The sequence below is a fragment of the Bradyrhizobium sp. th-b2 genome (assembly GCF_000426785.1).
GTDB lineage: Bacteria > Pseudomonadota > Alphaproteobacteria > Rhizobiales > Xanthobacteraceae > Bradyrhizobium > Bradyrhizobium septentrionale.
In genome coordinates this window covers 1-12,274 of record NZ_AUGA01000105.1, presented here as the reverse complement: position 1 = coordinate 12,274, position 12,274 = coordinate 1, and the positions used below count along the sequence as shown (strand labels likewise).

The window sequence follows — 12,274 nt, the reverse complement described above, 5'->3', positions numbered from 1 at the left end:
CCTCGACGACATCACATATGTGAGCAAGGATCAGGCGGAAACCAGTGTGCTGTTCGAGTTGATCGCCGCCCGCTACGAACGACGCTCGCTGCTGATCACGGCCAATCAGCCATTTGGCGAATGGGGGCGTATCTTCCCGGACCAGGCAATGACGTTGGCTGCCATCGATCGTTTGGTCCACCACGCCACGATCCTCGAGATGAACGTCGAAAGTTACCGTCGAAAAGTTGCCCTCGATCGCAAGCGCGGTCCAGGCCGGCCGCCCGTTCATACCACCCCCAACGAACTCGACAAGGCAACGATTGACGCTGGCAATCCTGCGTGATTGTCGCGCAGCGTCAATCAAGCCTTGCCAAACCCGCGGCCAGCGTCAATGATCCGCCCACTCGGCTGCCTTGTCTCATCTTGATTGACGCGCCACTCTCATCCTGATTGATGTGGTGGAACGGCCCGCTCCGACAGCATCATCGTGCTAAAACGTGGTCGTTGTTCGAACGCCACAAGGAGGGACCGTTCCATGAAGCAGGTTAGCACCATCGGGTTGGATTTGGCGAAGCACATTTTTCAAGTTCACGGCGCGGGTGCCGATGGCTCGCCGGTGTTCAACCGGAGACTACGGCGCAGCGAGGTCCTGCATTTCTTCTCGAAGCAGCCGGCCTGCCTTGTCGGAATAGAAGCCTGTGGCAGCGCTCACTATTGGGCACGCGAGATTGCAACTCTCGGCCATGAAGTGCGGCTGATCCCACCAGCTTACGTCAAGCCGTTTGTGAAGCGTGGAAAAACGGATGCGGCGGATGCCGAGGCCATCAGCGAAGCCGTGACTCGCAAGACCACGCGCTTCGTTCCGATCAAAACGGCCGAGCAACAAGCCGGAACGATGGTCCTGAAGAGTCGCGCACTTCTGGTGAAACAGCAAACGCAGACGATCAACGCCCTGCGCTCGCATCTGGCTGAGTTGGGCATCATTGCCGCCGCCGGCCGGACAAAGGTCGAGGCGTTGGTTGCAATCGTACGGGATGTAGCAGATATCCGCTTGCCTGCGGCAGCGCGCTTCGCGCTGACGGCAGTTGCCGATCAGATCGAGGCTCAGGCGGACCAGATTGACAAGCTCGAGCGAGCCATTGTTGCTGCGGCAAGGACCGACAAGGACATGCGCCGACTGACTACCATCCCCGGCATTGGAGCCATTACAGCGGCGACCATCAAGGCGCTGGTGCCAGATCCCGGCGGCTTCAAATCCGCTCGTCACTTTGCTGCCTGGCTGGGACTGACGCCGCGACAGCATTCGAGTGGGGGCAAGGAGCGGATGGGGCGAATCTCGAAGATGGGAAACCCCGAACTTCGGAGCCTCCTCGTTCTTGGGGCGACATCCGTCCTGCGAATTGCCCGGAAGGCTGATCGGGCGCCGCCATGGTTGAAGTCGCTGCTCGCCAGACGTCCGTACAAGGTGGCAGCGGTCGCACTGGCCAACAAGACAGCGCGAATTGCCTGGGCGCTCTTGAACAGGGGTGGGATTTATCGGCATCCGGAGACGCTAGCGACGACTACGCCTGCCGCTTGATAATACAGCAGTTGTCAAAGAGATCTGACCGGCGCGGGCCGGCAGAGGGCAAGGAGCAATAACAGGCGATGAACCCACGGGACGAAATCCCGACACGAGTGAGGCTGGCGCGACAATGCGCTTCAAGCGCGTCTGATTGATTTAGCCCCTTGTGTCGCGGACTTCATCGAGGCCAGCGGTCATGCGCCGCGCTTTACAGGCCGTATACATGACCGCACCGCTCCCATGTGTGAAGTCGACTGAGAAAGCTCTTGCGCCCGCGGGCCGTTCCATACATGTCGCGCTATAGTGCTGCCGATCACGCCGGCATTCTGCTTCGCCCATGCGCGGCGGGGCTTCTTCGAGCTGGCCGACATCGAGAAGAATGCCAGGGAGGGCCGCCGGGGCAAACCGGTCTCCCCGATCGCGCTGGAGGCAGTCAGGCGTCTGGATGCGCTGTTCGAGATCGAGCGCGCCATCAACGGCAGCAGCGTCGACAAGCGCCGTGCTGTGCGCCAGGTGCAGAGCAAGCCGATTCTCGACGACATGCACGCCTGGTTGTTGTGTGAGCGCGAAACCCTCTCGCGCTCCTCCGAGGTTCTGAAGCCCATGAACTACATGCTCAGGCGCTGGGACGGCTTCGCCCGCTTCCTCGACGATGGCCGGATCTGCCTGACCAACAATTGTGCTGAGCGCGCATTGAGAGGCATCGCCTTGGGAAGGCGCAACTGGACCTTCGCCGGCAGCCAGCGTGGTGCCGACCGTGCCGCAATCATGCTGACGATGATCACGACCTGTCGCCTCAACGACGTCGATCCCAAGGCCTGGCTCGCCGACGTCCTCGCCCGCATCGCCGATCTTCCCGCTTCGCGCCTGCACGAACTGCTGCCCTGGGAATGGAAGCTTCTGCGCCAAACCCGCAAGCCCGACGATCAGCAAGCCGCCTGATCTTCACCAAACGCTATCTTACAGATCGCCACGCCCGCGCGCATGCGTCAATCAGGCGGCCTTCGTCGTATGCGTACGATCTAACGACTGCACGAGGAGTTTAAGCGGCGGATCAAGATCCAGACCGTGCTGCTGTCCGCGGACACCGCTGCCATTCTGTTCTGGGCGCTGCTCGCCTCCGGCCGAATCAACCTGTGCAAGATCGATGGCTGGCAGACGCTCGCCGCCAAACCTATCGATCAGCCAATTGACCAGCCCGAACAGATGCCTTCATGTACCCGGAGATCGCGCCACTGCGAATTCCAACCACCTTCCGGACGGTACCCGGATTGACGTGGTCTCGGCGATGGTTGGAAATCCGGTCGTCGCTTGACTCAGTGATTCTGACCACCGCCTCGGCAATCAACGGCTCTCTATCATCTCTGCGTGTGGCAGAGCTGACTTCTGATGTCTCAGGAGGAGACTGAAAGCCGGCACGCTCAAGGACGATCTTTACTCCGTATGCCAACGCCGAGCCGAATTTAGATGGTAGGCCGGACTCTAACTCCATCTGGAGGAAATACGCAGGGGCAGGTCAGAGGCAACCAAGGGGCCGCGTTGCTGCAAACGATCCGAAAAGACCTCCCGTTCGGGCCGACGATCACCTCATCGACGGTCCCAAGTAGTCACTTCGAGAGCACGGACCAATGGTTGACGTCAAAGCTTAGTCCGCCGGGGGACGAGGTGATCTCAACGCCGTATTGGACGCTGCCGACGGTTATGTCCCCAAAATATCCTTTCGACTTTATCCATTGCAGGATACTCTTGATATCCACGGTCTCGCTGTTGGTCTTGGAAGTGCGCAGGAACGAGATAACCTTGTGTTTGTTCCAGCCTTCAAACACGTTCCAAGTCGCTCCGCCCACACTGACGCTTGTGTAGACTGGGATCGCGGCAGTCCCTGACGAATTATACTTGTAAGAAATGGGTTTAACATCGCCGCTTCCATCGGGATTCCCGGTGTAATTGGTCCAAAGCATTATTTCGTAGGCATTTGAGCTGTCCCAGATATCGTAGGCGAAGTTCCAGCGGCCGCCAGTCGGGACGCTCTGATTGAAGCTTGAACTCAGGTTGTTGATCGCGCTCAGCGGTTTTCCAACATTGAAAGCCTCGTGGGGATAGCTCTTGATGCCGCCGGTATCAGGTTGGTTCGACCACAAGCTCCATTGATTGACCGAATGCACCGAGATCGTTTGAGGTCCAGCACCTTGACCATACACGTCGTTGTTCCAGGAATAGCCATTAAGGGAAAAATTGCCGTATTGATCGCTCGAACTCCAGATCGGCGCTTTCGCAGATGCTGGGAATAACGCAATCATTGCCGCAAAAGGCAGCGCAAGTACTTTCATCTTCGACAACTTAAACATTCTAATCTCCACCTGAGACCCGCCCGCCAGCGAACCAAAAGTAAGCAAAAGTGATGCCAATCCCAGTGAGGTGGTCCCGGTCGTCTGAGCAGATTTTCCGCGTCGATAAGTAGAGCCTTTGCCAAGGCTAGGACGTCCAGCGCTGCGACCCTGGCGTATCGACCGTTGCACGCGCTTGCGATTGACCTGAAGCGCCTCAGCTTTCAGCATTGCAGTCATTCGTTGCGAGGCCAGGAACGACCAGCCGGTGAACAACTCGTCGATCCGCCGCATCAGGGCAAGGTCGTTGTCGCTGCCATAACATTGAGAGGCTGCGTTGATGCCTGCTCGGGCACGGCTTCCAGCGCGTTCTTTACCTTCAGTGCCGCGTCGATCTCCTGTCGACTGACAGACTGTCTGAGTTGAAACCAATGTCGGCACCTCGACACGGCGCGCCACTACGAAATGCCTTCAGAGGCTGCGAATTCAGTTCGGCACGCGGCTTGCTCCGTTCACAACACTCACCGATAACAGTGCGGTGATCTTCGGGGTGAACTCGTCGCGCGCTAGCGTCTAGCCTGCCCCGACGGTGTGCTGTGCTGCGATAGGTATCGGCCGATCGAGGCACGAGCTTCGCTGACGTTCTCGTAGGCCCGCAGATAAACCTCCTCGTATTTGACGCTGGGCCACAGCCGCTCGACGAACACGTTGTCCCGCCAGGCGCCCCGGCCGTCCATACTGATGGCGATGCCGTTGTCGGTGAGCACGCCGGTGAGCGCCGCGCCGGTGAACTGCGAGAGAAGATCTCCGGTTTGCCGTGACGGGCCAGGGCATCTTCGAGTGTCGCGACGCAGAATGCAGCCTCCATGGTGATCGACAGCCGCCACGACAGAACCCGGCGGGTCGCCAGTCCAGCACCACGGGCAGATAGACGAAGCCTCGCGCCATCGGGATGTAGGTGATGTCCATCGCCCAGCCCTGGTTCGGACGCGTGATCTCGATACCGCGCAGCAGATACGGATAGATCTTGTGGCCGGGCTCGGGTTGGGTGGTGCGCGGACGGCGGTAGAGCGCCTCTATCCCCATCCGCCGCATTAGCGTTCTGACATGCCGGCGGCCGATCTTGCATCGGTAGCCAGCAGGCAGCATTCGCGAACCGGCGAAGGGAAACTACAGATGCAGCCTGGTCGAGCCGTTGCATCAGCGCGAGGTCTTTGGGCGGCACTGGACGGGGCAGATAGTAGACGCTGCCGCGGCTGATGTTCGGAGCTTCCGCCTGCTTGGGGATCGGCAGATCGTGTGCACGGTCGATCATCGCTTTGCGCTCAGCAATCCCGCCTTGGTGAGCGCTCCTTCTAAAAAAACTATGCGCGGCGCTGCGCTCCCCCTGTGGGATAGAAACGGGCCGGCGCTAGATTGCCGACCGGAAGGGAGCGGCCGATACGATTTTGGTGGCACGTTACCCCGCTAAAAAACCTGGCCATGGGTTGTTGCGCACTTGAGAGTGGTGACGCCATCCGGTGATCCCGTCTAAGAATCTGACCAATAGCGCGACCCAGCCCTTCCACCGCGGTCAGCAGGAGGACTGGATATGAACCCCAAAAGATCGAAGTCGAGGAACGGTGGTAAGATGCCGATGGTGCACCCGAACGCGCGTGCCATCGACGTCGGAGCGACTATGCACATGGCTGCTGTGAGGGCAGATCGCGCACCGGAGCCAGTCCGCAGCTTCGGTACCTTCACGACCGATCTGCATCGGCTGGTCGACTGGTTTACTCAATGCGGCGTCGAGACCGTCGTCATGGAGTCGACCAGCGTCTACTGGATTCCCATTTTCGAGCTTCTCGATCCCTGGGGATTTAGCGTGTTTCTTGTCAACGCGCGATGCCAAGCCCCTGCCGGGGCGCAAGACCGATGTCAGCGATGCGCAATGGCTGCAGCGGCTCCATTCATTTTGGTTCCTGCGGGCCAGCTTTCGGCCCAAAGGGAAGATTGCCGAGCTACGAGCCTACGTGCGTCAGCGCGAGCGTCTGCTGGAGTACGTGGCCTCACACATCCAGCATATGCAGAAGGCCTTGACGGAGATGAATCTTCAGCTGCACTACGTTGTCGCCGACATCACCGGCGCGACCGGCCTGCGTGTCATACGCGCGGTCCTTGCAGGCGAGCGCGATCCGGAGGCGCTGGCGTGCTTGCGCCATTACAGTTGCCACTCCAGCGCCGAGACGATCGCGAAGGCGCTCACCGGAAGCTATCGCGCCGAGCATCTGTTTGCGCTCGAGCAAGCACTTGCGCTTTACGACGCCTACCGCGAGAAGGCATCTGCCTGCGACGCCCGGATCGAAGCCGTGTTGAAGAAACGGAGCATCCATCGCGGTCATGGCCATGGATCAGCGCCGCGGGCCTCGCGGCGTCGAACATCACCACGATCGACGGCTTCGGTTCTTACCTCTCGCTGAAGCTGATCGCTGAATGCGGCGACGACCTCTCCCCGTGGCCAAGTCCAAAGCATTTTACCTCCTCGCCGGGACTGGCGCCGAGTAACACTTATCGCACTGTTCAGGTTTGCGGACCAGCTCAGCTGCCCATGCCGGCAGATGCGGAGCAGGCGATTAAATGTGCTCCAACGCACCTCCGTTGAGGGAAGATCAACGCCAACTCTGAGCAGTGGGCATTAGCACCAAGTACACTCTACGCTCCGCTTGTGCATTGAGGTCACCTGTTCAACCGCGACGACGTCTGATCAGCCCACCCGGGCGGCTCAGTTCATGGATCACCCATGCAAAAACTTTGAAACCAATGAACAGCCGACACATTGAAGATGAGTACGACCGCGAGGAAGCCAAGGCGACTGCAGTGGCACTTGACCTCACGCCCGATGAGCTAAATGAAATCGAGTACGTGATACACGAGATCGCCAACGACGACGGACTGGTTTACGGATACGGCGTAGAGATCAAAAAGGAGCACCGCAGCACATCCTCGACAAGGTTCCGCGGCTGCCCAGGCGCGGCAACTTAGTGCTGATCCATTTGCGCGGATACGCCCACGACGCAGACCAAGATCAAATGGAAAAAGAGATGGCGAGAATTGCCGATCACAAAGGGAAGCTCTACAACGTTGCTACGGATGAAGTGGTTACTTCTCGACGCATGGCCACCCACGAGGGGGCGGCCAAGATGGGGTGTGGACGGTTGAAGGCGCACCGGCGTTGTAGTGACCTAACCGATCTTAGGGCCCGGAGAGGAATAAACGGCGCGCGACTTCGACCCTGCCGGATATGAGGGTACTCAGGACTGAACGTCCGCGCCGCGAGTCCGATGCGGGCGACCCTTCCCATGTCGTCCTAGACGGTTGCAAACGGACGCGCGGGAGAGAGCCGGATTTCGTGTAGCTTTCAATGAAGGCATTCTGCATCGGTTTGCCGGGTGCGATGTAATGCCAGACGACGCGGCTCTGAACGACCCCATGTCAGGATGGCGTTGTGCCCGCGATCCGTTGTTTGCAATGCTGAAGCGCCACTTTGCAGCGGAAGGCGACCAGTGTGACACTTGTCCGGTGTCTTACAGGCGCGCCGCCTCTGTCAGCTTTCGGGCACACGCCATCGTCGCTCGAAAAACCACTTCCCACAATCTCATCAGTAGCTTGAATTAAGGATCGTCTGGCATGCTTGTTGCTACTAAAGTGGACGTTTCTGCAGACGCCAGGAAACTATCTAGGTCGGAGAACGCCTCGCGCCTCGTGAAAGGCTGCACAGGCCGAACGTCCCGGCGGGAGCCCATGAGCATAGAAAGGCACTCGCTTGCCGATGGCGCAGGAGCATTATTCCGATGACGTCGCAACTTAATGTCAGTGAAGGTCCTAATGACAGTAAAGGCGTGGAGCTTGACATGACTGGGCTTTTGCTTCCAAGCCAATCCAAGAAGTTAATCAATCTGGATCGTCTCGACGCCGTCCTTGCGGCAGAGGGCATTGACGCTCTGGTGGCGAGTTCGCCGGAGAACGTGACCTACGCAAGTGGGTACTGGGCACTATCACAATGGATCAGACGGGGGCCTCAGACCTACGTCGTTATCCCCCGAAAAGGCCCCGAGCGATCTACCGTGGTGGCCTCAACTGCTCTGCTGGACCTGCTTGCCGACCAGAATGTCTGGGTACCCAATATCCGCAGGTTCGGCTACTTTGAGATGTATCGTACAGAGAAATTGCACAGCGGTGTTGACGAGAAACTTTTGCACCTCTTGGGCCTGCCCGACGATGGGACGCCGGTCAAGGCGCTCGTCAAGGCGATGACCGACGCGGGCGCTGACAGGGGACGTATTGCAATTGACGAGCTCGGGCTCATGCCGGGCAATTGGGAAAGCCTGCAAGAGCTCCTGCCGAACGCGACACTCATCCCAGGTTCTGGCCTGTTCCGAAGAGTTCGCGCCGTCAAAACAGCTGAGGAAATTGACCGATTGCGATACGTCGCGCAAGTCGCCGAGCGCTCGATCCAAGCCGCGGTGGCGGAAGCGCGAGCTGGTATCACGGAAATCGAGATGGGGCGTTCGTTTCACCGGAAGACGGTCGAAAGCGATTGCGAGCCAGTGCTCGGCTGCATCGGCTTCGGTACGCGCAGTGCCATGCCCAACGTACAACCATCTGAGGCTCGCTTGGTCGAGGGTGACATCATCCGATTCGACGTCGGCGGGCGCTTCAAGCATTACCGCGCCGATATTGCGCGGGTCGCCGTGTTCGGGGAACCGTCGGCAAAGATGAAATCATATCATCGCGCGCTACATCGCGGCGTTCAGGCTGCACTCGAAATGATTCAACCAGGTGTTAAGGCCGCAGACGTCTTCGCGCGAGCCGTCGACGTCACGCGGAAAGAAGGCATCAATCACTTTGCACGTTCGCATGTTGGACATGGCATCGGGATCGATGGCTACGATCTGCCCGATCTTACGCCGACCAGTACAGACATCATTGAGAAGGGGATGGTAATCTGTGTAGAGACACCATATTACGAAACAGGCTGGGGTGGCCTGCAGGTCGAAGACGCGGTCGTCGTTCGCGAAGACGGAATCGAAACGTTCATGACCACTGATGGCAACTTGATTCTATCAAATTAAGGTCGAGCCGAACTCGATCCCGAATAGCTGCGTTCTTGATGTTCGTTGGCTTGCGTCGCCACGATGATGGCCTGCTGCGCGGAGTTCAGGTCAGGACCGCGAGCAGCTGCCGCAGACAAGTGTTATTCCGAACGTCTACGAAGGACAGTTGTGGCCTGTTCACGCTCACAGCCGAAATGGTTCTCATGATCCTGATCGCGCAACTGCGAAGTCATTGCATTATGGCCCGGCTCTGGCTAGCCTACTTTGGACGGCTTCCGCAGCATCACCTTCAATCCGAGGCCAGGACTGCCCAAATGGTCCGGTAGCAACTCGCGTATCCCCAAGTCTGGTAGGTGTCATCGGAGCCGACTTTTGCAATCATGAATGCTAGGCTGGGAGTAGGTGTTACCGGCTAGGCATTATTGGATGGGGATCGTCGTGAGTTTAACCCAGTCGGCGAACTCGCGGCGAGGCTCGACGCAAGTCGGTGTTGGCCGAGCAATCGGCCATCATGGTGAGTTGTTGCAGGGAGTGTTTGAAGGAGAGGACGGGCGTCTTCATCGCGGTCTGATCACCTTGCCATTTCCAGCTCGGCACTCGGTCGCTACGTTTTGGCCGCAGAGTACCGAGGGGATAAGGACGAGTCCGCCTGGTCGCAGTAAGGCCGCGCGGGCGATAGCCCTGACTTTCGAGCATCTCGGCTATGATCAATTTGGCGGAGATCTCACGATCCAAAGCAATATTCCGGCGGGTCATGGCTACGGCTCTTCGACCGCCGATGTCGTTGCGGCGATCCGCGCAGCGGCAGTCTCGGCGGGGGCGGCACTTTCCCGCGCGACGGTATCGCGTCTTGCGGTGGCGGCTGAAGGTGCCAGCGATCCTGCCGCATACGATGGCCAATCGGTCTTATATGCTCAGCGCGAAGGCATGGTCATCGAGCTTTTCGCCGACGAGTATCCGGATTTCATGGTGGTGGGCTTCAGGCATCCGAACGACCAGCCAGTCGACACGTTGCAACTGCCGCCGGCGCGTTACGATGCACGGGAGATTGAGCAATTTCGGTGTTTGCGAGGCTTGGCCGCCCAGGCGATTATGCGACAGGATGCTCGGCTGCTCGGGCGAATGGCGACCGCGAGTTCTCGGATTAACCAGCGTTATCTCTCGAAGTCCCATTTTGAAGACTTGCTGCATTTGACGGCACAGGTCGGCGCTTGCGGGCTTCAAGTAGCCCACAGTGGCAGCCTAATGGGTATCCTTTTCCCAGCGGAAGAAGCTGACGTCACTCAACGTACCGCCGCTTTAGCCGAGCGCCTCTATTGTTCCGGATTTGAGGACATCATGGTCTTTGCGGCGCGCGGCTATGGAGCCGCCTGCTCATGAACACCGCCGGCACGTTCCTTGCCGCTTATGAAACGCCGCGACCAGCGCGTCTTGCTCCTAACCTCTTCGCTGCCTGCTTTCCGTTGATGAAACTAATTCCGGCCCGCTTCATGATTGCCCGTGCGCGGGCCTCTGGGCGCCTTGCGCCAGGTGGTCACATCGTCGAAACGACATCCGGCACTTTCGGCCTAGCCCTCGCCATGGTCGCGGCGGCACACGACTATCGTTTGACCATAATCAGCGCCAAAACACTGGTCGATCGAACGCTCCGCTGCCGACTGAAACTACTCGGGGCGCGCCTCGATATTGTGGACGATCCTGAAGGTTCGGGGGCTCAGAGCCGCCGTCTGGAACGGCTGCAGGCGATCCGCACGGAACATGCGGGAACCTTTTGGCCTGGGCAGTATGATAATCCGGAGAGTTGCCTTGCCTACGGCAGGCTTGCGGAATGGTTCGTGCGTCAGGTCGGCCACGTGGATTGTCTGGTCGGCTGCGCCGGATCTGGAGGGTCTCTCTGCGGCACGGCGGCTATCCTGCGCCAGGTCTTTCCCGAACTTGTAGTCATCGCTGTTGACACCCCTCGCAGTGTGCTATTCGGCCACACGCCCGGCCGGCGGCTGTTGCGCGGGCTCGGCAACTCGATTTTGCCCCGCAATCTGGATCACCAGCTAGTCGATGAGGTCCATTGGGTTGGCGCTCTGCCAGCTTTCGCTGCCACCCATCAGCTTTCTCGGGATCACGCGCTTTTTATGGGCCCGACGAGCGGGGCAGCCGCCTTGGTGGGGCAATGGTATGCACGTCGCCATCCCAGAGCGATAACGGTTGTCATCTTGCCCGATGAGGGTTTTCGATATCAAGAGACGGCGTTCAACAACGACTGGCTCGCCACTCTGGAGGGTTGGCCGATCACCATTGCCGATGCACCGGAGACCCTTGCGAAGATTGCGCCAGGTGGAGAGGAGTCGTGGACACGCATGATCTGGGGACGGCGGGTCTTGCAAGAGGTGCCGAGTGCAGACGATGCCCTCGCAAATCGCGAATGTCGCCCCACTGCCATTTGCTAGACCAAGGACAAGGCCGCGAATGGCCATGGCCTCCGCGAGGAGTATTGGAAGATACATCGGCGCAGAATGCGTATAGCAAAGTCTGGTCTCGCGCATAAGCGAAGACGGCTTCATGATTACCCTATCGCAATTAGCGGAGTTCGCGCAGGGAGCCATCTTCGGCGGAATCGGGAACCGCGCCATTTGAGCCTTGGCTCGCGCGACGGGCCTTAAGATCGCTCCAACTGGTGGACCATGAGGAGGTCGAGCTCTCGAATCTGCAGCGCTACGTGCTGGCCGGGCAATCTCATGTCGACTTGCAAAAACTCGAGATGGCTTATTGCGCGCTCGCGAGCACAGCGCTGGAGTTTTCGGTGTTTTCCGTCGAATCGGACGCCTATTTGAACAACCGAAACGATTGGATGTTTGAGAGGGTCGCTGTTGCATTGGACAACACTCCAAATTGTATTGCCGTGCAGGCGCGTTTGTACGCTGCTACTTTCAGATCGTGCGATGGCTCGGAAGAGCAGCAAATCGAGATGATTGCTAGAGGCTGTTAGGAACTAGAGCATTTTCCGATCACGTTGCGTCGTAACCAGCCGCGACGAGATAATTTTGGCATTCCTCGGGTGAGAAGCGCTTGAGAGCGTTGGCGATTGCTTGCCAGAGATCGGGCATGGTGCGCGCTGCGGCGGCCCGCAACAGGGCTTTCAGTTTAGAGAAGGCCATTTCGATCGGGTTGAAGTCTGGACTGTAGGGCGGAAGATAGAGCAGGCTTGCTCCGACCGCCCGGATGGCCTCTCGAACGCCATGGACCTTGTGAGCGGGCAAGTTGTCCATGATAACGGTATCGCCCGGCCGCAGCGATGGGGCGAGCAATTGCTC

Annotated in this window: 8 protein-coding genes and 6 pseudogenes; 10 read left to right on the top strand and 4 right to left on the bottom strand. The window is 58.9% G+C overall.

Features of this window, described 5'->3' with window-relative positions; translation table 11 throughout:
- The 4 genes and pseudogenes from K359_RS0143720 to K359_RS62410 form a co-directional block, all read left to right on the top strand.
- Nucleotides 1-325, top strand: a 325-nt coding sequence (locus K359_RS0143720; RefSeq protein WP_029084757.1) for an ATP-binding protein, incomplete at its 5' end; no start/stop codon positions are given.
- 192 nt (nucleotides 326-517) lie between these two features.
- A complete protein-coding gene (locus K359_RS0143715) occupies nucleotides 518-1,561 on the top strand; it encodes an IS110 family transposase (RefSeq protein WP_029084756.1) in 1,044 nt (347 codons plus the stop codon).
- A 291-nt stretch (nucleotides 1,562-1,852) separates the two neighbouring features.
- Nucleotides 1,853-2,488: pseudogene (locus K359_RS55455) on the top strand (IS66 family transposase); the annotation flags it as partial.
- A gap of 84 nt (nucleotides 2,489-2,572) precedes the next feature.
- A pseudogene (locus K359_RS62410) lies at nucleotides 2,573-2,740 on the top strand (IS256 family transposase); the annotation flags it as partial.
- 413 nt (nucleotides 2,741-3,153) lie between these two features.
- On the opposite strand, the gene K359_RS62405 reads toward K359_RS62410, so the two are convergent.
- Nucleotides 3,154-4,332 carry an IS3 family transposase gene (locus K359_RS62405; protein WP_156929028.1) on the bottom strand — a complete coding sequence of 393 codons (1,179 nt, stop codon included), beginning with the start codon at nucleotides 4,330-4,332 and terminating at the stop codon, nucleotides 3,154-3,156.
- Between the two features lie 143 nt (nucleotides 4,333-4,475).
- A pseudogene (locus tag K359_RS60070) lies at nucleotides 4,476-5,239 on the bottom strand (IS3 family transposase); the annotation flags it as partial.
- A 225-nt stretch (nucleotides 5,240-5,464) separates the two neighbouring features.
- On the opposite strand from K359_RS60070, the pseudogene K359_RS66510 reads away from it, so the two are divergent.
- Together K359_RS66510 and K359_RS0143690 are read left to right on the top strand one after the other, a co-directional pair.
- A pseudogene (locus tag K359_RS66510) lies at nucleotides 5,465-6,418 on the top strand (IS110 family transposase); the annotation flags it as partial.
- Between the two features lie 254 nt (nucleotides 6,419-6,672).
- Nucleotides 6,673-6,894 carry a hypothetical protein gene (locus K359_RS0143690; RefSeq protein ID WP_029084754.1) on the top strand — a complete coding sequence of 74 codons (222 nt, stop codon included), beginning with the start codon at nucleotides 6,673-6,675 and terminating at the stop codon, nucleotides 6,892-6,894.
- Between the two features lie 369 nt (nucleotides 6,895-7,263).
- Here the strand turns inward: K359_RS0143690 and K359_RS62400 are convergent.
- A pseudogene (locus K359_RS62400) lies at nucleotides 7,264-7,372 on the bottom strand (integrase core domain-containing protein); the annotation flags it as partial.
- Nucleotides 7,373-7,703: 331 nt separating this feature from the next.
- Between K359_RS62400 and K359_RS0143685 the strand changes: the two are divergent.
- The 4 genes and pseudogenes from K359_RS0143685 to K359_RS0143665 all read left to right on the top strand — a co-directional run.
- The gene (locus K359_RS0143685; protein ID WP_224496907.1) at nucleotides 7,704-8,984 is read left to right on the top strand and encodes a Xaa-Pro peptidase family protein; all 1,281 of its coding nucleotides are present in this window, start codon (nucleotides 7,704-7,706) and stop codon (nucleotides 8,982-8,984) included.
- A 408-nt stretch (nucleotides 8,985-9,392) separates the two neighbouring features.
- Nucleotides 9,393-10,346: a kinase gene (locus K359_RS55440; protein ID WP_084518767.1), complete on the top strand. Its 954-nt coding sequence runs from the start codon at nucleotides 9,393-9,395 to the stop codon at nucleotides 10,344-10,346.
- Nucleotides 10,343-11,410 (top strand): PLP-dependent cysteine synthase family protein, encoded by a 1,068-nt coding sequence (locus tag K359_RS55435; RefSeq protein ID WP_051346761.1) that lies wholly within the window; start codon nucleotides 10,343-10,345, stop codon nucleotides 11,408-11,410. The genes K359_RS55440 and K359_RS55435 overlap by 4 nt, the downstream gene beginning before the upstream one ends.
- A gap of 206 nt (nucleotides 11,411-11,616) precedes the next feature.
- A pseudogene (locus K359_RS0143665) lies at nucleotides 11,617-11,949 on the top strand (ThiF family adenylyltransferase); the annotation flags it as partial.
- A 19-nt stretch (nucleotides 11,950-11,968) separates the two neighbouring features.
- On the opposite strand, the gene K359_RS0143660 reads toward K359_RS0143665, so the two are convergent.
- The coding region (locus tag K359_RS0143660) for a transposase (protein WP_029079398.1) at nucleotides 11,969-12,274 on the bottom strand (306 nt) is incomplete at its 5' end.

Excerpts from the sequence above, each read along its gene's own strand:
- K359_RS55435 (WP_051346761.1), top strand. The coding sequence starts at position 10,343 with ATGAACACCGCCGGCACGTTCCTTGCCGCTTATGAAACGCCGCGACCA.
- K359_RS0143715 (WP_029084756.1), top strand. The coding sequence starts at position 518 with ATGAAGCAGGTTAGCACCATCGGGTTGGATTTGGCGAAGCACATTTTT.
- K359_RS0143685 (WP_224496907.1), top strand. The coding sequence starts at position 7,704 with ATGACGTCGCAACTTAATGTCAGTGAAGGTCCTAATGACAGTAAAGGC.
- K359_RS0143690 (WP_029084754.1), top strand. The coding sequence starts at position 6,673 with ATGAACAGCCGACACATTGAAGATGAGTACGACCGCGAGGAAGCCAAG.
- K359_RS55440 (WP_084518767.1), top strand. The coding sequence starts at position 9,393 with ATGGGGATCGTCGTGAGTTTAACCCAGTCGGCGAACTCGCGGCGAGGC.